Origin of the sequence: Streptomyces sp. NPDC014734, assembly GCF_043083325.1 — a bacterium.
Taxonomy (GTDB): domain Bacteria; phylum Actinomycetota; class Actinomycetes; order Streptomycetales; family Streptomycetaceae; genus Streptomyces.
In genome coordinates this window covers 143,332-163,379 of sequence record NZ_JBIBYN010000005.1, presented here as the reverse complement: position 1 = coordinate 163,379, position 20,048 = coordinate 143,332, and the positions used below count along the sequence as shown (strand labels likewise).

Here is a 20,048-nt window from a genome sequence, read left to right as displayed (position 1 = left end):
CGCCGCGTGGGTGCGGGCCCGGTCGGTGGGGCCCGCACCCGGCGGGCTCATCGGACGGGGGCCGGCGTCCGGCGGGGGTCCAGGTCGATCACGGTCCGGTTCGTGGCCGCCGCGAGTACGGCCTCGGCCACCGCCACGGTGTCCGTGGCCTGCTCCGGTGTCACGATGTCGGCCTCCTTGCCGAGCACCGCGTCGCGGAAGGTCTCGTGCTCGACGAGCAGGGGCTCGCGCTTCACGACCGCGTAGCGCGTCACATCGCCCTCGAAGACACCCCGGAACTGCCGGATCCCCTCCCATTCCGTGGGCTGCGAGCCGTTCGCGTGGAACCACAGGTCGGCGGTGAGGGTGTCGGCCACGAAGCATCCGCGCTCGCCCGTCACGATGGTGACCCGCTCCTTCAGCGGCGACAGCCAGTTGACCAGGTGACTGGTCATGGCTCCGGAGGAGAGACGGCCGATGAAGCTCACCATGTCCTCGTGGGGCCGCCCGCTGCGCGCGATGGTCTGCGCGCTCACGGACTCGAAACGGCTGCCGGTGAGCCAGGCGGTCAGATCGATGTCGTGGGTGGCGAGGTCGTACACCACGCCGACATCGGCTATCCGGGCCGGGAACGGACCCTGACGGCGCGTCACCACCTGGTGGACGTCGCCGAGTTCGCCGAGATCCAGGCGGGCGCGCAGTTCGCGCAGGGCCGGGTTGAAGCGCTCGATGTGGCCGACGCCGGCCACCAGGCCGCGGCTGTCGAAGGCCCTGGCGATCGTCTCGGCCGACCGGACCGAGGGCGCGAGCGGCTTCTCGATCAGCGCGTGGATGCCGCGTTCGGCAAGGTCGAGTGCGACCTCCTCGTGCAGGGCGGTGGGGCAGGCGACGACGGCGTAGTCGATGCCCGCGTCCGCGAGCTCGGCCACCGAACGCACCAGGGGCACCCCCGCGGGGGCGCTGCCGGGATCGGCCACCGGGTCCGCGACGGCGACGAGTTCGACGCCGTCCAGGGCGTGCAGCACCCGGGCGTGGTTGCGGCCCATCGAGCCGAGGCCGATCAGCCCGGCCCGGAGCGGCTTGTGCGTGCTCACGCGCGGCCCCCCACGATCTCGTTGACGGCGGCCGTCAGACGGCCGAGTTCCTCGGCGGTGAGCATCGGGTGGACGGGGACGGACAGCGCCTGCGCCGCGGCCCGTTCGGTCTCGGGCAGCTCGCCGGCGGTGTGGCCGAGCACCTTCTCACCGGTCCGGAACGGAGCCAGCCGGTGCACCGGTGTGGGGTAGTAGACGGCGTTGCCGATGCCGCGCTCCCGCAACGCGCGGGAGACCGTGTCGCGGTCCGCGCCGCTCTCCTCGTCGACCCGGATCGTGTACTGGTGGTAGACGTGCCCGGCGCCCTCGGCGACCGGCGGGGTGACGACCCCGCGCAGACCGGCGTCGAGCACGGCGGCGTTGGCCCGGCGCTGCCGGGTCCAGGCGGCCAGACTGCGGAGCTGCACGCGGCCGATCGCGGCGGCGACATCGGTCATGCGGACGTTGAAGCCGACGATCTCGTTGGCGTACCGCTGCTCCATTCCCTGGTTGCGCAGCAGGCGCAGGGTCCGGGCCACCGAGGCGTCGCCCGTGGTGACCATGCCGCCCTCCAGGCTGTGCATGTTCTTGGTCGGGTAGAAGCTGAAGCAGGCGGCCGCGCCGAACGCGCCCACCGGGGTGCCGTCCAGGGAGGCGGCGTGGGCCTGGGCCGCGTCCTCGACGATCGCCAGACCGTGCCGTTCGGCGAGCGCGGTGAACGCGCCCATGGCGGCCGGGTGCCCGTAGAGGTGCACGGGCATGATCGCCGCGGTGCGCGGGGTGATCGCGGCCTCCGCCGCCCGCGGCGAGAGGCAGAAGCTGTCGCGCTCGATGTCCGCGAAGACCGGGGTCGCGCCGGCCAGGCGGACGGCGTTGGCGGTCGCCGCGAAGGTGAAGGAGGGGACGATCACCTCGTCCCCGGGGCCGATGCCGAGCGCCACCAGCGACAGATGCAACGCGCTGGTCCCGGAGTTGACGGCGACGCAGTGCCGACCGTCGACGATCTTCGAGAACTCCTCCTCGAAGGCGGCGACCTCGGGCCCCTGGACGACCATGCCGCTGCGCAGTACGCGCACGGCGGCCTCGATCTCCTCCTCCCCGATCACCGGAGCTGCTGCGCTGATCATGTGCTGGTCGTGAGTCATCGTTCCATTTCGAGAAGGTCGGGACGTGGGTGCTGGTCGGGCCGCCGTTCGTCCCGCGGGTTCTCGGGGGACCGGGGGAGGCCGGGGCCGGATCGTTCGTAGGGGCTGGGGACGGGGAAGTAGTTCTCCAGGAAGGTCTTCAGCATCGCCGTGCGGGCCTCGGCCGTATCGGGGTCGTCGACCGTGTCGTTGATGCAGAAGGTGTGGTAATCGCGCTGGGCGAGCAGGCGGTTGAGGTGCCGTCCGGTGGTGGGGGCGGCCAGGTCCAGGTAGGTGTAGCGGATCTTTCCCGCCACCGAGCGGCTCGTCTGCTGTCCGTAGTAGTGGTGCAGCGACGAGGTGATCGAGAGGTCGCTCGGGCTGCGGAACCGCGAGTACTGGGTCAGCTTGTGCTCGGTCGCGTAGCGTTCCTCGATCTCCTGGAGGATGTCGCGGCGCAGCGAGTGCGGTACGTGCTTCATCTTCCGGGTCAGGACGCGGTCGAACGTCCCCGCGATGACGACGCGGTTGTTCTTCGCGGCGATCTCCGAGGGCGGATCGTCGGGCGACGGCGGGGTCATCGGGACCAGCGCGTTGGAGGGGAAGTACTTGGAGAGCCCGTTGGCGTGGAAGAACTCGCCCGGGGTCACACTGCGGCCCAGGAAGACGTCGTCGTTGAAGTACAGGAAGTGGTCCGAGAGTCCGGGGACGTGGTGCAGCTGGCTCTCGATGGCGTGCGAGTTGAAGGTGGGCAGCGCGGCGGCCTCGGTGAAGATGTCGCGGTGGTGGACGACTTCGATGCCGGGATGCGAGGTGTCGAGCCAGGCGGGTGTCTGGCCGTCCGTGACGAGGTAGATCGTGCGCAGCCAGGGGGCGAACTGGTGAAGTGAGCGCAGCGAGTAGCGCAGCTCGTCGCGGCTGGTGAAGCGTGCCGCGCTGACGGCCTGCTCGTGGTAGTCGGTGCGGCCCAGGGCGGTCGCGCGGCGGCGGATCCACTCCGGGTCGGCTCCGTCGACCCAGGTGTAGACGGCATCCACCGGGAAGGTGACCTCGTCCGGCAGGGAGAGCGTGAATTCGGACCGGGTGCCCACCTGCGGCAGGTCGTGCGGCATGCCGCTGACCGGTCCGGTGAAGTGGCTGACCGGCACCCGGACCGGGGTCTCGGCGGCGACGACGGCCGTCGCGGTGAGGTTGGGCACGGGCGCGACCAGCAGCGCGTCCTCCTCGGCCCAGAACTCGATGGCGCAGGCGTGGTTCGGCCCCAGCGTCCAACGCCCGGTGGGGTCGGTGAGCAGCCACCAGATGCGCAGAATCGTTTCGCCTGAGAAATGGGACCAGGAGCCGCGCTGATCGGCGTGGAGCGGCCGGCCTCCCGCCGCACCGCCCGCGAGCAGCGCGCCCTCGGCGAGCGCGCTCACCCGAAGGGCCCGTTCGGCCCGGGCGCGTTGGCCGGCGGGAACCGCGACGGTGGTCAGGGTGACGGAGTTGCCGCGCACGCAGAAGTGCGGGACGCCGTGCCGCTCCAGGACCTCGCAGACGCGGAGCAGGTTGGTGGCCCGGGCGACGGAGGGGGTGAGGCCCTCGGTGACCTCGGCGGCGCGAACCTTGCCCCCGGACCAGACGGGCAGTGCGCCGTCCCGGCGCGCGTCCCGGCGCAGCCGCTTGTCGACGCGCAGGCTCAGCCACTTGCGCAGGGCGCGCCAGGTGCCGCCCAGCCCCGCGAGGGACCGCTGCAGGAGCAGTCGGCTGTCCGCCGGGAAGACCCTCACCAGACGCCGCCTCAGCGCGTGCGGCAGCAGGCGCCGGTAGAGGCGTACGAGTGTGGAGGCCTCCGGATTGCCCATCGCTCGACTACCTCGTGCTCCCCCGCTCGGCCTCTCGCCGGGCAGTCAGTGCCTATGACGGCGGCACGCGCTGCTGCTCGGCCGGGCGGAGTGTGGGGGTGGGGTGGGGCCTCCGCCGTACTGTGCGCCCAAGTGAAGCAAACGTGTCGCAGAGGTGAAGATTAACAAGAAAATAAGGTTGAGCTTGCAAGTAAAAATTCCGATTCGGCTACGATCGCGAGCCGATTCGGCCATGATCCAGGTCTGATCCGGCCATGATCCGTTCGCGGTCCGGTTGCGGGGCATGCGAAGGCGGGCCGCACACGCCCTGTGTGCGACCCGCCATGGTTCCGCTTGTGTGCCTCTGGTGAAGGCCTCTCGGGGTGCGTCCCGGCGCGTTACGCCGGCACGCTCGCCACGCCCCGGTCCAGGAACTTCTTTCCGTTCACCCGCTCCGAGACCCCCTCGCGGTCCAGGTACGGCGTGATGCCGCCCAGGTGGAAGGGCCAGCCCGCACCGGTGATCAGGCACAGGTCGATGTCCTGGGCCTCGGCGACGACGCCCTCGTCCAGCATCAGGCCGATCTCCTGGGCGACCGCGTCCAGGACCCGGTCGCGGACCTGCTCCTCGGACAGGACCACATCGCCCTGCTTCAGCAGTGCGGCGACCTCCGGGTCCAGTTCCGGCTTGCCGGAGTCGTGGACGTAGAAGCCGCGCTTGCCGGCCTCCACGACCGCCGCGAGGTTCTCGGAGACGGTGAACCGGTCCGGGAACGCGCGGTTCAGGGTCTCGGAGACGTGCAGCCCGATCGCCGGGCCCACCAGCTCCAGCAGCACCAGCGGGGACATCGGCAGACCGAGCGGCTCGATGGCCTTCTCCGCGGTCCCGACCGGGGTGCCCTCGTCGATGACGTTCTGGATCTCGCCCATGAAGCGGGTGAGGATGCGGTTGACGACGAACGCCGGGGCGTCCTTCACCAGCACCGCGCTCTTCTTCAGCTTCTTCGCCACGCCGAACGCCGTGGCCAGCGAGGCGTCGTCGGTCTTCTCGCCCCTGACGATCTCCAGCAGCGGCAGGACCGCCACCGGGTTGAAGAAGTGGAAGCCGACGACCCGCTCCGGGTGCCGGAGCTTCGAGGCCATCTCGGTGACCGAGAGGGACGAGGTGTTGGTGGCGAGGATCGCGTGCGCCGGGGCGACCGCCTCGACCTCCGCGAACACCTGCTGCTTGACGCCGATCTCCTCGAACACGGCCTCGATGATGAAGTCCGCGTCGCCGAAGCCGTCCGCCTTGTCCAGCACGCCGGTGACCAGGGCCTTGAGGCGGTTGGCCTTGTCCTGGTTGATCCGGCCCCTGCCGAGCAGCTTGTCGATCTCGGCGTGGACGTAGCCCACGCCCCGGTCCACGCGCTCCTGGTCGATGTCGGTCAGCACGACCGGCACCTCCAGGCGGCGCAGGAACAGCAGCGCAAGCTGCGAGGCCATCAGACCCGCACCCACGACGCCGACCTTGGTGACCGGACGGGCCAGGCTCTTGTCCGGGGCGCCGGCCGGGCGCTTGGCGCGCTTCTGCACCAGGTTGAAGGCGTAGAGCCCGGAGCGCAGCTCACCGCCCATGATCAGGTCCGCGAGGGCCTGGTCCTCGGCGTCGAAGCCGGCGCCCAGGTCGCCGTCCTTCGCCGCGGCGATGATGTCCAGCGCGCGGTACGCGGCCGGGGCCGCCCCGTGCACCTTGGAGTCGGCGACGGCCCGGCCGCGGGCGACCGCCTGGTCCCACGCCTCCCCGCGGTCGACCTCCGGGCGCTCCACCGTCACCGTGCCGTTGAGCACGTCGGCGGTCCACACCAGCGACCGCTCCAGGAAGTCCGCGCCCTCGAAGAGCGCGTCCGCGATCCCGAGCTCGAAGACCTGCTTGCCCTTGAGCTGGCGGTTCTGGTTCAGCGAGTTCTCGATGATGACGGAGACCGCCCGGTCGGCGCCGATCAGGTTGGGGAGCAGCGCGCAGCCGCCCCAGCCCGGGACCAGGCCGAGGAAGACCTCGGGCAGCGAGAACGCGGGCAGCGCCCTGGAGACGGTGCGGTACGAGCAGTGCAGGCCGACCTCGACCCCGCCGCCCATCGCCGCGCCGTTGTAGTACGCGAACGTCGGGACCGCGAGGCCGGAGAGGCGGCGGAACACGTCGTGGCCGCCCTTGCCGATGGCCAGCGCGTCGGCGTGGTTCTTCAGCAGCTCGACGCCCTTGAGGTCGGCGCCGACCGCGAAGATGAACGGCTTGCCGGTGATGCCGACGCCGACGATCGCGCCCTCGGCGGCCTCCTTCCCGACCTGGTCGATCGCGGCGTTCAGGTTCGCCAGCGACTGCGGTCCGAAGGTGGTCGGCTTGGTGTGGTCCAGGCCGTTGTCCAGCGTGATGAGGGCGAAACGGCCCGCGCCGGCCGGGAGGTCGAGGTGGCGTACGTGCGCCGACGTCACGACCTCGTCCGGGAACAGCTCGGCCGCACCCTTCAAAAGCTCAGCGGTGGTGCTCACTTGCTGCCTCCGGCGTCCTTGTGGTGCGGGTTCTCCCAGATGACCGTGGCGCCCATGCCGAAGCCGACGCACATGGTGGTGATGCCGTAGCGGACCTCCGGCTGCTCCTCGAACTGGCGGGCCAGCTGCGTCATCAGACGCACACCGGAGGAGGCCAGCGGGTGACCGTAGGCGATGGCGCCGCCGTACTGGTTGACGCGCGCGTCGTCGTCGGCGATGCCGTAGTGGTCAAGGAGGGCCAGGACCTGGACGGCGAACGCCTCGTTGATCTCGAAGAGGCCGATGTCCCCGATCGACAGGCCCGCCTTGGCGAGGGCCTTCTCGGTCGCCGGGATCGGCCCGTACCCCATCACCTCGGGCTCGACGCCCACGAAGGCGTAGGAGACCAGGCGCATCCTGACCGGGAGACCGTTCTCGCGGGCGAAGTCCTCGGAGGCGATGATCGAGGCCGTCGCGCCGTCGTTGAGCCCCGCGGCGTTGCCCGCGGTGACCCGGCCGTGGGGGCGGAACGGGGTCTTCAGGTTCGCCAGGTTCTCCAGCGTGGTGCCCGGGCGCATCGGCTCGTCGGCGGTGACCAGGCCCCAGCCCGTCTCACCCGCTTCGGCGTTGGTGCGGCGCACCGAGATCGGTACCAGGTCCTGCTGGATCTTGCCGTCGGCGTACGCCTTGGCGGCCTTCTCCTGCGAGCGCACCGCGTACGCGTCGGCACGCTCCTTGGTGATCTGCGGGTAGCGGTCGTGCAGGTTCTCCGCGGTCATGCCCATGAACAGCGCGGACTCGTCGACAAGCTTCTCCGACACGAAGCGCGGGTTCGGATCGACGCCCTCGCCCATCGGGTGACGGCCCATGTGCTCGACACCACCGGCGATGACGGCGTCGTACGCGCCGAAGGCGATGGAACCGGCCGTCGTGGTGACGGCGGTAAGGGCGCCCGCGCACATGCGGTCGATGGAGTAGCCGGGGACGGACTGCGGCAGCCCGGCAAGGATTCCGGCGGTACGGCCCAGCGTCAGCCCCTGGTCGCCGATCTGGGTGGTGGCGGCGATGGCGACCTCGTCGATCTTGGCCGGGTCCAGGGCCGGGTTGCGTCGCAGCAGCTCCCGGATGGCCTTCACGACGAGATCGTCGGCGCGGGTCTCGTGGTAGATGCCCTTCGGGCCCGCTTTGCCGAACGGGGTGCGGACGCCGTCGACGAAGACGACGTCCCTGATGGTACGAGGCACGGTGGCTCTCCTCCAGGGTGCGGGATGGCACTGCTGCGGGGCACGCCCGGAGGCGCGCCGTCCCCTCATGCTACTTGCGGGTAACCAGACTGCCCACCCCTGGTGACCGGAGCGGCGAAGGTCACATGCGCGTGAACGGGCGCGCGGGCGGCGCCCACCGGGCCCGTGCGCCGCGCGTGTCGCGCCGCCGGGGGCCGTGCCGTCGTCCGGACACGGCTCGTGACCGGCGAAAACGCCCGTCGCCGGACGGGCCGAGGGAACGGCTCGTCCGGCGACGGGGAAACGGGTGCGGCGGTCGTGCAACCTGGCGTGATTACGACCCTCCGGTGGCGGTCTGCCGACCCGTCGAACCGAGCGCGCGGAACAGGAGCGGGGCCACTTGTTCGATCTGCCAGCGCCGCGCCCCGTATCCGGCGAGCGCGGTCTCGACGGCGTCCGGTGTCGGGTTCCTGGGCGGCTCCCAGCAGACCCGGCGCACCGTGTCCGGGGTGATCAGGTTCTCCTGCGGCATGTGCAGCCGCTCGGCGAGTTCCGAGACCGCGGTGCGGGCGGCCGAGAGCCGGGCCGCGGCGGCCGGGTCCTTGTCCGCCCAGGCGCGTGGCGGCGGCGGACCCGTGACGGCCTGTCCGGGCTGGGGGAGTTCCGAGTCCGGCAGGGCCTTGGCCCGGTCGACGGCCGCCTGCCACTGCTCCAGCTGCCGACGGCCCATGCGGTGCCCGAACCCGGGCAGCGCGGTGAGCGCGTGCGTGTTCGGCGGGAGCGCGAGTGCCGCCTCGACGATCGCGGCGTCGCTCAGGACCTTGCCGGGCGAGACGTCCCGGCGCCGGGCGACCTGGTCGCGGGCGGTCCACAGCTCCCGCACCACCGCCATCTGGCGGCGGCGACGGACCTTGTGCATGCCGGAGGTGCGGCGCCACGGGTCCTTGCGCGGGGGAGCGGGCGGCGCCGAGGCGATCGCCTCGAACTCCTCCCGGGCCCACTCCAGCTTGCCCTGCCGGTCGAGCTCCCCCTCCAGGGCGTTGCGGAGGTCGATCAGCAGTTCCACGTCGAGCGCCGCGTAGCGCAGCCAGGGATCGGGCAGCGGGCGGGTGGACCAGTCGACGGCGGAATGGCCCTTCTCCAGGGAGTACCCGAGCACGCTCTCGACCATGGCGCCGAGACCGACCCGCGGGAATCCGGCGAGCCGTCCCGCCAGCTCGGTGTCGAAGAGCCCGGTGGGGGTCATCCCTATCTCCCGCAGGCAGGGCAGGTCCTGCGTGGCCGCGTGCAGGATCCACTCGCTGCCGCGCAGCACGTCGCCGAGCCCCGACAGGTCGGGGCAGCCCACGGGGTCGATCAGGGCGCTGCCCGCGCCGTCGCGGCGCAGTTGGACGAGGTAGGCACGCTGGCCGTAGCGGTAGCCGGAGGCGCGTTCGGCGTCGACGGCCACCGGCCCGGAGCCCGCGGCGAAGGCCGCGACCACCCGGGCGAGGGCATCGTCCGAGGCCACCACCGGGGGAATGCCCTCGCGAGGTTCGAGCAAGGGGATCGGCGCCGGGGCGACGTCGTCCGGGGGAGCGCCCCCGGTGATGCGCAGTGAAGTGTCTGCTGCGGTCTCTTGGGCGTCGGTCACGTGTCAAGGGTATCCGTGTATGTACGGCGCCCGTCGACGGAACGTTCCGTCGACGGGCGCCGATGCATGCAAACCAGCCGGTCCGTGCGGTCGCGCGGACCCGCCGGGCGTGGGGGATCAGTGGATGATGCCCGTGCGCAGGGCGACGGCGACCATTCCCGCGCGGTCGCCGGTGCCGAGCTTGCGGGCGATCCGGGCGAGGTGGCTCTTGACGGTCAGGGCGGACAGGCCCATGGAGACGCCGATGGCCTTGTTGGACTGTCCCTCGGCGACCAGCCGGAGGACCTCGACCTCGCGGCCGGACAGCTCTCGGTAGCCGCCCGGGTGGCTCGGGGTGCCGGGGGGACGACGGTGCATACGGGCGGCGTGGGCGCCGATGGGGGCGGCGCCGGGGCGGGTGGGGTGGCCGATATTGGTTCGGGTGCCGGTGACGACGTACCCCTTCACGCCGCCCGCGAGGGCGTTGCGCACCGCGCCGATGTCGTCGGCGGCGGACAGGGCGAGGCCGTTCGGCCAGCCGGCGGCTCGGGTCTCGGACAAGAGGGTCAGCCCGGAACCGTCGGGCAGATGGACGTCGGCAACGCAGATGTCGCGCGGGTTGCCGACGCGGGGACGGGCCTCCGCGATGGACGACGCCTCGATGACGTCACGTACTCCGAGGGCCCACAGATGACGGGTCACGGTGGAACGGACGCGCGGGTCGGCCACGACGACCATGGCCGTCGGCTTGTTCGGGCGGTAGGCGACCAGGCTTGCGGGCTGCTCTAGGAGAACGGACACCAGGCCTCCTGGGAAGTGGCGGGACGGGCCGGCTCGGGGATGAAGCCGGGGCGAACCGTGCTTGAAGGGTCATTGACCTCTTCGGCAGCGGACCCGTCCTCCTTTAGAGGAAGATCGCGATTTCATGCGTAACAATTCGGGCAAATCGGATGTGCGATCGATTGTACGAAAAAATTGCCAGTAATTCCGCGTCACATGTGACGCAGCGTTACTGGCAAGGGGAGGCGAGGGAGGGGCGAGGGAGGGGCGAGGGAGGGAGGCGCGAGCGTTCCGGCGGACCCGGGGCCGTGCGTGCCTCAGCGGACCTGGGGGCCGCGCCGCTGCGGGAGCGTCACCACCGCCGCGTCGGCCGGGCCCGACGGCGGCAGGCCGGCGATCTGGCACAGCAGATCGCCCCACGCCATCAGGTGCGCCGCCGTGTCCGGCACCCCGCCCCGGCCCTCGTGCGGCGTCCACGACGCCCGGATCTCGATCTGCGTCGCCGGACGCCGCGCGCCCAGCGCGCCGAAGTAGTGCGATCCCGCCCGGGTCACCGTGCCGCCCGCCTCCCCGTAGGGCAGCCCGCGCGCCTCCAGCGCACCGGTCAGCCACGACCAGCACACCTCCGGCAGCAGCGGATCGGACGCCATCTCCGGCTCCAGCTCCGCGCGCACCAGCGTCACCAGACGGAACGTCCCGTGCCAGGACTCGTGCCCGGCCGGGTCGTGGAGCAGCACGAGCCGGCCGTCGGCGAGATCCTCCTCGCGCTGCACCACCGCGGCCTCCAGCGCGTACGCGTACGGGGCGAGCCGTTGGGGCGGCCGGGTCGCCTCCACCTCCAGCTCGGGGCGCAGCCGCGCCGAGTGCAGCGCGTCCACCGCCGACCGGAACGCGGGCGGGACGGAACCGCCCTCCGCGCTGTCCTTGCCGTCAGCGCCATCGGGTCGATCGGAGAACTGTTCCTGAGCCGGAGCCATGCGGGGAAGAGTAGGCGGAACCGGAGCCGCGCGCAGGGAGGGACACCCGTGCGGGCCCGGCCGGGTGCGGCTTCATGCGAAGATTCCGGGTGTGAGTGCCAACGATCGCCCCATGGGCCAGCAGACGAAGACCTCCGCCACCCATGAGTCGGCGTTTCTCAAGGCGTGCCGCCGCGAGCCGGTGCCGCACACCCCGGTCTGGTTCATGCGCCAGGCCGGGCGTTCGCTCCCGGAGTACCTGAAGGTGCGTGAGGGCATCGGGATGCTCGACTCCTGCATGATGCCGGAGCTGGTCGCCGAGATCACCATGCAGCCGGTGCGCCGCCACAAGGTCGACGCCGCGATCTACTTCAGCGACATCGTCGTGCCCCTCAAGGCCATCGGGATCGACCTCGACATCAAGCCCGGCGTCGGCCCGGTCGTCGCCGAGCCGTTCCGCACCCGGGCCGACCTGGCCCGGCTGCGCGACCTCACGCCCGAGGACGTCTCCTACGTCACCGAGGCCGTCGGCCTGCTCATCGCCGAACTCGGCGCCACCCCCCTCATCGGCTTCGCGGGCGCGCCGTTCACCCTGGCGAGCTACCTCGTGGAGGGCGGCCCGTCCCGCAACCACGAGCACACCAAGGCCATGATGTACGGCGATCCGGCGCTCTGGGCCGAGCTGCTCGACCGGCTCGCCGACATCACCGGTGCCTTCCTCAAGGTGCAGATCGAGGCCGGTGCCTCGGCCGTGCAGCTCTTCGACTCCTGGGTGGGCGCCCTGTCCCCGGCCGACTACCGGCGTTCGGTGCTGCCCGCCTCGGCGAAGGTCTTCGACGCCGTCGCGCCGTACGACGTCCCGCGCATCCACTTCGGCGTCGGCACCGGTGAACTCCTCGGCCCGATGGGCGAGGCGGGCGCGGACGTCGTCGGCGTCGACTGGCGCGTCCCGCTCGACGAGGCCGCGCGCCGGGTCGGCCCCGGCAAGGCGCTCCAGGGCAACCTCGACCCCGCGGTGCTGTTCGCGCCGACCGCGACGGTGGAGGAGAAGACCCGGGAGGTGCTGGACGCCGCCGCCGGGCTGGAGGGCCACATCTTCAACCTGGGCCACGGCGTGATGCCGTCGATGGACCCGGACGCGCTGACCCGGCTCGTCGCGTACGTGCACGAGCGGACCGCGCGCTGACTGAGCGGCGCGGGCGGGCGCCGGGCACCCCGACAGCCGCTCAGGGGCTGTCGGGTGGCCCCTGACCGGGCCGCCACGTCCTGGCACGCAGGCTTCCGGTGTCGCCGGAATGACCGAGCGGCTCCGCCACCGGGCCGCCCCGGCGCCCTGGAACCGCACGCACCACGCCCACGTCCGCCTTCCGGTCGGAGGCCACCCGACAGGCTCTCAGGCGGTGCCCGCCCGCCGCAGCGCCGCCACGGTCCTGCGGGCCGCCACCAGGACCGGGTCCCAGACCGGTGAGAACGGCGGGGCGTAGCCGAGGTCCAGGGCGGTCATCGCGTCCACCGTCATTCCGGCCGTGAGCGCCACGGCCGCGATGTCCACCCGCTTCGCCGCGCCCTCCCGGCCCACGATCTGTGTGCCGAGCAGCCGCCCGGTGCGGTACTCCGCGAGCATCTTCACCGTCATGGGCCGCGCCCCCGGGTAGTAGCCCGCCCGGCCCGTCGACTCGACCGTCGCCGTGACGAACCGCAGCCCGACCGCGCGGGCGTCCTTCTCGCGCAGACCGGTGCGGGCGATCTCCAGGTCGCACACCTTGCTCACCGCCGTGCCCACCACCCCGGGGAACGTCCCGTAGCCGCCCGCGACGTTGGCCCCGATGACCTGCCCGTGCTTGTTGGCGTGGGTGCCCAGCGCGATGTGCCGGGTACGGCCCGCCACCAGGTCGAGCACCTCGACGCAGTCGCCGCCCGCCCAGATGTCGTCGTGCCCGACGACCCGCATCGACAGGTCGGTGAGCAGGCCGCCGTGCGGGCCCAGCGGCAGGCCCACGGCGCGCGCCAGCGTCGTCTCCGGCTCCACGCCGATGCCGAGCACCACCACGTCCGCCGGGTAGCGGACGCCGCCCGCGACGACCGCCTCGACCCGGCCGTCCGCCCCGGTGCGGACGGCGGTCGCCCCGGCCCCGTTCACCGTGGTGATGCCCAGGCCGTCCATCGCCTCGTGGACCAGCCGGCCCATGTCGGGGTCGAGCGTCGCCATCGGCTGCTCGCCCCGGTTGAGCACGGTCACCTCGAAGCCGCGCTTCAGCATCGCCTCGGCCATCTCGACGCCGATGTAGCCCGCCCCGACGACGACCGCCCGGCGGCGCCCCGCCGCCACCCGGTCCAGCGAGTCCAGCAGCGCCTGGCCGTCGTCCAGCGTCTGCACCCCGTGCACCCCGGGCGCGTCGATGCCGGGCAGCGGCGGACGCACCGGCCGGGCCCCCGTCGCGATCACCAGCTTGTCGAAGCCCGTCCAGTACGTCTCGCCGGTCTCCAGGGCCAGTGCCCGCACCCGCCGTCCGGCGACGTCGATCTCCGTGATCTCGGTGCGCAGCCGCAGATCGATGGAGCGGGCCCGGTGCTCCTCGGGCGTCCGGGCGATCAGATCGTCCCGCTCGGCCACGTCGCCGCCGACCCAGTACGGGATGCCGCAGGCGGAGTACGAGGTGAAGTGGCCCCGCTCGAAGGCGACGATGTCCAGTTCGTCCGGGCCCTTGAGCCTGCGGGCCTGCGACGCGGCGGACATGCCCGCCGCGTCACCACCGATGACCACCAGTCGTTCCGTCGCCATGCCTGGTCCCTTCGACACCGAGTCCGAGGGGAACCACGCTACGACGCCGGTGGCGGCGCCGGCCGGGACGGCGGCACGGACGCCCGCGCCGCCCGGTGTCCGCGCACCCGGTTGCGCAGCAGTCGGCCCAGCACCAGGAGCAGGGCGATCGCCGCCAGGAACGGGGCCGTGGCACCCACCACGACGGCGGCCCAGCGCAGCACTGTGAGGAACGCGTGCCAGCCGCCGTCGAGCGCGTCGAGGAACCCCGGGCCGTCGTCCTCGTCGGCCTTCTTCTCCGGCGCCGACGCCGGTTCGGAGAGATTCAGGTTGATCGTCGCCAGTTCGGTGCGGTCCTTCAGCGACGCCTGCTGCGCCAGCAGCGACTCCAACGCCGCCTGGCGGCTGCTCAGCTCGCCCTCCAGGGTGACCACGTCGGAGAGCGCGTCGGCCCGGTCCATCAGCTTTCGCACCCGTGCCACGCTCGCCCGCTGGGAGGCGACGCGGCTCTCCACGTCGACCACCTCGTCGGTGACGTCCTTCGCGGACGACGTGCGCGACAGCAGCTTCCCGCTGCCCGTGAGCTTCTTCAGGACGGCGTCGTACGCGTCCTGCGGAACGCGCAGCACGAGGCGCGAGGTCTCGTGCGTCCCGTCGGGCCGCTCGGTGTTCTCGTCGGCCACCAGCCCGCCCGTGTCGGCCGCCGCCGCGCGGGCCGCCGCGGCGGCGGCCGACACGTTCCGCACCTCCACGGAGAGCGTCGCGGTGCGGATGACATGGGTTCCGGCGGGCAGCCCGGTGGAATTCTTCCGGTCCGCCGACGCCCCGCCTGCCCCGGCCGGGGCCTTTCCGGCGGCGGCGTCCGCGGCGCCCCGTTCCCGCGCCGGGGCCGCCGCACTTCCCTTGTCGGCGGCGCTCGTGTCGCTGCTGTCCCCGGCGTCGCAGCCGCTCAGCGCGAGGAGGCCGGCCAGCAGCCCGGCCGCCAGGACGGTACGCGAACGATGCGGGGCACGGCGGTGCGGGTCTCTGGTCGTCTGCATGAACTGCTCCCCCGAGTACGGTGGTTGACGTTGCCAGTTGGACGTGCGTGCCCGGGGAGCGGGTTGCCCGGTACCGGTTTCGAAGCGGTCACGTTCAGAGCTCGAAAAGGGTTTGAGAGAGTGGGGGCATGCAGCGTTCAGACAACCGCGCGGACACGGGTACGGGGCACGTCGTCGTCATCGGCGGCGGCATCGCCGGTCTCGCCGCAGCCCATCGGCTTCTCGGGGCCGGCCTGCGGGTCACCCTCCTGGAGGCCACCGACCGGCTCGGCGGCAAGCTCATGACCGGTGAGATCGCGGGCACCCGGGTCGACCTCGGTGCCGAGTCGATGCTCGCCAGGCGCCCGGAGGCGGTGGACCTGGCGCGGGCCGTGGGGCTGGGCGACCGTCTCCAGCCGCCCGCCACCGCCACCGCATCGGTGTGGACGCGCGGTGCCCTGCGACCCATGCCCAAGGGCCATGTGATGGGCGTGCCGGGCGACCCCGCGGCGCTCGGCGACGTGATCTCCCCGGAGGGTCTCGCCCGCATCGCGCAGGAACGGGACCTGACCCCCACCGCCGTCGGCGACGACGTGGCGGTCGGGGCGTACGTCGCCGACCGGCTGGGCCGCGAGGTGGTCGACCGGCTGGTGGAGCCGCTGCTCGGCGGCGTGTACGCGGGCGACGCCTACCGGATCTCGATGCGTGCCGCCGTGCCGCAGCTGTTCGAGGTGGCCCGGGAGGGCGGCTCGCTGCTCGACGGCGTCCGGCGCGTCCAGGAGCGGGCCGCGGCACGGCAGGCGACCGGACCGGTCTTCCAGGGCATCGACGGCGGCATCGGGACCCTGCCGGACGCCGTCGCCGACGCGGTCCGCGCGGCGGGCGGGGAGATCCTCGCCGCCACCCCCGTCCTCGGCCTCACCCGTACCGCCACCGGCTGGGACGTCCGCACCGACGCACGGGTGATCACCGCCGACGGCATCGTGCTGGCCACCCCCGCCTGGTCCGCCTCCACGCTGCTCGCCGCCGAGTCCCCGGCCGCCTCCACCGAACTCGCCGGTGTCGAGTACGCGTCGATGGCGCTGGTCACCATGGCGTTCCGCCGCTCCGACGTCGCCGCCACCGCCGCCCTCGCCGGGCGCTCCGGTTTCCTCGTCCCCCCGGTGGACGGCCGCACGATCAAGGCGTCCACCTTCTCCAGCCACAAGTGGAACTGGGTCGCCGACGCCGCGCCCGGCCTCTTCGTGCTGCGCACCTCCGTCGGCCGCTACGGCGAGGAGGACCACCTGCACCGTGAGGACGGCGAACTCGTCGACGTGTCGCTGCGCGACCTCGCGGCGGCCACCGGACTCGCCGCGACGCCCGTGGACACCGAGGTCACCCGATGGATCGGCGGGCTGCCCCAGTACCCCGTGGGCCACCTGGCACGGGTCGCCCGGATCCGCGACGAGGTCGCCAAGCTGCCCGCCCTCCGGGTCTGCGGAGCGGTCTACGACGGGGTCGGCATCCCGGCCTGTGTCGCCAGTGCCCACCGCGCCGCCGACGAGATCGTCCGCGACCTCTCGGGCGGCGACGGGGGAGGCTCGGGGGAAGAGATCATCGCCACGTCGACCCTGGTTCAGGGCACAGGGAGCGAGGCGGGACAATAGCCGTATGAGTGCGACCGAGAAGATCCCCAACGCAGGCAAGAAGGCCAAGGACCTCAACGAGGTCATGCGCTATACGCTGTGGTCCGTCTTCAAGCTGCGCGACGTCCTGCCCGCCGACCGTGCCGGTTTCGCCGACGAGGTCCAGGAACTGTTCGACCAGCTCGCCGCCAAGGACATCACCGTCCGCGGCACCTACGACGTCTCCGGTCTGCGGGCCGACGCCGACCTCATGATCTGGTGGCACGCCGAGACCGCGGACGAGCTCCAGGAGGCGTACAACCTCTTCCGGCGCACGAAGCTGGGCCGGGCGCTGGAGCCGGTCTGGTCGAACATGGCGCTGCACCGCCCCGCCGAGTTCAACAAGTCGCACATCCCCGCCTTCCTCGCCGACGAGACGCCGCGCAACTACATCAGCGTCTACCCGTTCGTGCGCTCCTACGACTGGTACCTGCTGCCGGACGAGGACCGCCGCCGGATGCTCGCGGACCACGGCAAGATGGCCCGCGGCTACCCGGACGTCCGGGCCAACACCGTCGCCTCGTTCTCGCTCGGCGACTACGAGTGGGTCCTCGCCTTCGAGGCGGACGAGCTGCACCGTATCGTCGACCTGATGCGTCACCTGCGGGCCTCCGAGGCGCGGATGCACGTCCGCGAGGAGGTTCCGTTCTTCACCGGGCGCAGGAAGTCGGTCGCAGACCTGGTGGCCGGACTCGCGTAGCGAGCGGGCTCCGACCACCCCGGCCCGGAAGATCAGAAGGCGGGCGTCGGCGCGTCCTGCGCCGCCCGTCGTTCCAGCGACACCGGGCCCGGTTTCGGGTCCGCCGCAGGCCATGCCTGCGGCGACCCCGGGACCCGCGGGGCGAGCGAATCGCCCCGCCCCGTCGGTCCCCGCCCCACCCGCCGGGTGTGGGCGTGTCCCTGCGGGAGCACGCCGGGCCCGGCCTCCCCGGAGGCCGGGCCCGGCGCCGTGTCCGCCTCCGGTCCGGTCTCCGGCCGGGCCGCTCCCTCTGCGCGTGCGGGCCGCGGCCGGGCCGCGGAATCAGGAACTGCTGCCGCAGCTCGACCCGCCACCGCAGCTCGACCCGCCGCCCGAACAGCTGGAGCCGCTCGAACAGGCGGAGCCGTTCGACCCCGAGCCGCAGCCACCGCCCCCCGAGCCGCAGCCGGACCCCGCACCGCACCCGCCGCCGGAGGAGCTGCCCGGATCGGGCCCCGCACCGGCACACCACATCACCGGTGCGACGACCGCCCCGGACCCGTCCGCGGACGGATGCGAGCCCGGGCGCGGCGCGGTGCCGCGCATCCGCATGCCGGCCGCCGCGGTCAGGTGCGCCCGCAGTACGGGGTCGGGCAGGGCGCGCGTTCCGAGCGTCGCCACCAGATGGGCCGGCCGCCGATCGTGCGCGTGGTCCCGGCGATACGCTGCGGCTGCCCGGCGCCCGGCCCGGGTCACCCGGTTCCGGGAGACGGCGGCGCAGCCGAAGCCGAGCGGGAAGCCGACGATCAGGGCAGGCAGGACCTTGAGGACGAACGGCAGGGAGCCGGTGGCGCCGGGCGAGTCGTCGGCCATGTACTGAAGGGCCGTCACCACACCGGAGGCCGGGATCGCGAGCAGGCAGCCCGCCCCCTGCACCAGACCCCACCGGCGCCAGGTGCGGCCCGCGGCGGGCGGGGCCAGCAGTCCGCGGGCGGCCAGCCCGTCACCGACCTCCTGCACCGCGGGGTGCCGCATCACGGCGTCCCGAAGGGTGTGCAGCGCGCCGCTGAGGGCCGCGGCGTACTCCTGGAGCACCGCGCGTTCCACCGGGTCGTGGGCGACCGCCCGTTCGACGGCGACGATGCCGGGGCCGCCGACGGCGATCCGCCCGTCGGCCTGCATCGCGGTCAGCGCGGTGTCGACCACCCTGCCCGGACCGGCGTTCAGGAAGGCGACCTCGTGGAGGTCGTGGGCGGGGCCGCCGGAACCGGAACGGACGCGTACGAGTCCCACGACCAGCAGCACCGAGGAGACGACGACACCGGCGTCCACGAGTGCCGCGACGGCGTTCATGGTGCCCATGCCTCCGGTCACCTGCCCAGGAGGGCCGCGCGGGCGGCCCGGACCAGCAGTGCGGCGCGGCGCGGCGGGCGTGCGCCCGCCCGGTCCTGCCACCAGTGCGTCAGCCGGCGGCGGGCCGCGTCGTCGGCGGGAAGGCCGGTGAGCAGCAGTCCCTCCGCGAAGTCCAGCGCGTCCCGCCGGTATCCGCCGGACAGGGGACGGCTGCCCGCGTGGGCGAGGAAGGCCTCCCGGAACGCGGCGGCCCCCAGGATCTCCGGCAGTTCCGGCGCGACCTTGGCGACCACCCCGGCCCGCTTGGCGGCCAGGGCGCGGCTCTGGACGCCCAGCCGCCGCTCGTCGAACCCCGGAGGGACGGGAGAGCCCGCGACGAGTGCGGACAGCAGCGCGGTCTGCGCCGCCGCGACCCGGTCGCGCACGGGCTCCGGCGGCGACGCGGCGGGCGGATGCCCGGGCGCGGGGGGTGGGCCGGCGGTCGGCGGGGCCGTCTTCGAGGGCGCGGAGGCGGGCACGCCGACGTCCGTGGCGGTGGCCCGGTCCAGCGTGGCCCGGTCCAGCGTGGCCCGGTCCAGCGTGGCGCGGATCAGGTCCAGTTCCCCGGCGAGCTCCCCGGCGGGCGGGAAGTCGTCGTCCCGTTCCAGGAGGACACCGGGCGGGTCCACCCGGGCACGCAGTTCGGCGAGGACGTCGAGCACCGGCCGGGTCACCGGGTGGGCATGGGTGTCGTGCCAGACGCCGTCCCTCTCGACGCCGCCCGCCACGTGCACGTACGCGATGGCCTCCACCGGCAGCTCGTCGAGCGCGGTGGCCGGGTCCTCCCCGCGGTTGACGTGGTTGGTGTGCAGATTGGCGACGTCGATGAGCAGCCGGACCCCGGTGCGCCCGACCAGCTCCGCAAGGAACTGTCCCTCCGTCAGCTCCTCGCCCGGCCAGGAGATCAGGGCCGCGATGTTCTCCAGCGCCAGGGGCACCGGCAGCGAGTCCTGCGCGATCCGGACGTTCTCGCACAGCACGTCCAGCGCGTCCCAGGTGCGGGGCACCGGCAGCAGGTGTCCCGCCTCCAGCCCCGGGGAGCCGGTGCGCGGGCCGCCGGCCCGTACGAACGCGATGTGTTCGGTGACCAGGGGCGCGGCGAGCAGATCGGCGCGGGCGGCGAGATCCGCGAGCCGGCCGGTGTCGGGCCGCTCGGCACCGCCGAGACCCAACGAGACCCCGTGCGGGACGACCGTGACGCCGCGCTCCCTGAGCCGCAGCAACCCCTCGGGCGGATGGTCGGCGCAGATGTTCTCCGCGACCGCCTCCACCCAGTCGATCCCCGGCAGTGTCGAGACGGCCTCCGCGATCTCCGGCCGCCAGCCGATGCCGATGCCGAGCCTCATGGCGTCCCCCTTCTCTTCTCCTGCGTGCAGGGATGATGGCCCCGATGGGCGGTGGCGAACCCGTCGGTGGGGACGTTCAGAGGTGGATCTGAGGTTCCCGGTCCGGC

At 72.9% G+C, this 20,048-nt stretch carries 15 protein-coding genes; 3 read left to right on the top strand and 12 right to left on the bottom strand.

Annotation, left to right across the window (positions count from 1 at the left end; genetic code table 11):
• Positions 1–47: 47 nt before the first annotated feature.
• The 8 genes from ACF1CT_RS11360 to ACF1CT_RS11325 all read right to left on the bottom strand — a co-directional run bounded on the left by ACF1CT_RS11360 (position 48) and on the right by ACF1CT_RS11325 (position 11,098).
• Positions 48–1,025 (bottom strand): Gfo/Idh/MocA family oxidoreductase, encoded by a 978-nt coding sequence (locus ACF1CT_RS11360; RefSeq protein WP_391783707.1) that lies wholly within the window; start codon positions 1,023–1,025, stop codon positions 48–50.
• A 44-nt stretch (positions 1,026–1,069) separates the two neighbouring features.
• On the bottom strand, positions 1,070–2,197 hold the full coding sequence (locus tag ACF1CT_RS11355) for a DegT/DnrJ/EryC1/StrS family aminotransferase (RefSeq protein WP_391783571.1): 1,128 nt from the start codon (positions 2,195–2,197) through the stop codon (positions 1,070–1,072).
• A complete protein-coding gene (locus tag ACF1CT_RS11350) occupies positions 2,194–4,020 on the bottom strand; it encodes a stealth family protein (protein ID WP_391783570.1) in 1,827 nt (608 codons plus the stop codon). Before ACF1CT_RS11350 ends, ACF1CT_RS11355 begins: the two co-directional genes overlap by 4 nt.
• Positions 4,021–4,397: 377 nt before the next feature.
• The gene (locus tag ACF1CT_RS11345; protein ID WP_391783569.1) at positions 4,398–6,527 is read right to left on the bottom strand and encodes a 3-hydroxyacyl-CoA dehydrogenase NAD-binding domain-containing protein; all 2,130 of its coding nucleotides are present in this window, start codon (positions 6,525–6,527) and stop codon (positions 4,398–4,400) included.
• Positions 6,524–7,750, bottom strand: coding sequence for a thiolase family protein (locus ACF1CT_RS11340; protein ID WP_391783568.1), 1,227 nt, complete (start codon positions 7,748–7,750; stop codon positions 6,524–6,526). The genes ACF1CT_RS11345 and ACF1CT_RS11340 overlap by 4 nt, the downstream gene beginning before the upstream one ends.
• A 313-nt stretch (positions 7,751–8,063) precedes the next feature.
• Positions 8,064–9,362 carry an HRDC domain-containing protein gene (locus tag ACF1CT_RS11335; protein WP_391783567.1) on the bottom strand — a complete coding sequence of 433 codons (1,299 nt, stop codon included), beginning with the start codon at positions 9,360–9,362 and terminating at the stop codon, positions 8,064–8,066.
• 117 nt (positions 9,363–9,479) lie between these two features.
• Positions 9,480–10,142, bottom strand: coding sequence for a LuxR C-terminal-related transcriptional regulator (locus tag ACF1CT_RS11330; RefSeq protein WP_391783566.1), 663 nt, complete (start codon positions 10,140–10,142; stop codon positions 9,480–9,482).
• A gap of 296 nt (positions 10,143–10,438) precedes the next feature.
• On the bottom strand, positions 10,439–11,098 hold the full coding sequence (locus ACF1CT_RS11325) for a DUF3000 domain-containing protein (protein WP_391783565.1): 660 nt from the start codon (positions 11,096–11,098) through the stop codon (positions 10,439–10,441).
• Between the two features lie 91 nt (positions 11,099–11,189).
• Here ACF1CT_RS11325 and hemE point away from each other — a divergent pair, with 91 nt between their 5' ends.
• Entirely contained in the window at positions 11,190–12,263 is a 1,074-nt protein-coding gene (gene hemE, locus ACF1CT_RS11320; RefSeq protein WP_391783564.1) for a uroporphyrinogen decarboxylase, read from the top strand.
• A 207-nt stretch (positions 12,264–12,470) separates the two neighbouring features.
• Here the strand turns inward: hemE and ACF1CT_RS11315 are convergent, their stop codons facing one another.
• Positions 12,471–13,859 carry an FAD-dependent oxidoreductase gene (locus ACF1CT_RS11315; RefSeq protein ID WP_391783563.1) on the bottom strand — a complete coding sequence of 463 codons (1,389 nt, stop codon included), beginning with the start codon at positions 13,857–13,859 and terminating at the stop codon, positions 12,471–12,473.
• Positions 13,860–13,897: 38 nt separating this feature from the next.
• Positions 13,898–14,878, bottom strand: a complete 981-nt coding sequence (locus ACF1CT_RS11310) for a DUF4349 domain-containing protein (protein WP_391783562.1) — start codon at positions 14,876–14,878, stop codon at positions 13,898–13,900.
• Between the two features lie 128 nt (positions 14,879–15,006).
• On the opposite strand from ACF1CT_RS11310, the gene hemG reads away from it, so the two are divergent.
• Positions 15,007–16,506 carry a protoporphyrinogen oxidase gene (gene hemG / locus ACF1CT_RS11305; protein WP_391783561.1) on the top strand — a complete coding sequence of 500 codons (1,500 nt, stop codon included), beginning with the start codon at positions 15,007–15,009 and terminating at the stop codon, positions 16,504–16,506.
• A gap of 4 nt (positions 16,507–16,510) precedes the next feature.
• Entirely contained in the window at positions 16,511–17,224 is a 714-nt protein-coding gene (hemQ, locus tag ACF1CT_RS11300) for a hydrogen peroxide-dependent heme synthase (RefSeq protein ID WP_391783560.1), read from the top strand.
• A gap of 321 nt (positions 17,225–17,545) precedes the next feature.
• Here hemQ and ACF1CT_RS11295 read toward each other — a convergent pair whose 3' ends face one another.
• Complete coding sequence (locus ACF1CT_RS11295; RefSeq protein WP_391783706.1) at positions 17,546–18,556, bottom strand: TIGR04222 domain-containing membrane protein; 1,011 nt, start codon at positions 18,554–18,556, stop codon at positions 17,546–17,548.
• Positions 18,557–18,573: 17 nt separating this feature from the next.
• A complete protein-coding gene (locus ACF1CT_RS11290; protein WP_391783559.1) occupies positions 18,574–19,941 on the bottom strand; it encodes a DUF692 domain-containing protein in 1,368 nt (455 codons plus the stop codon).
• Positions 19,942–20,048 lie beyond the last annotated feature (107 nt).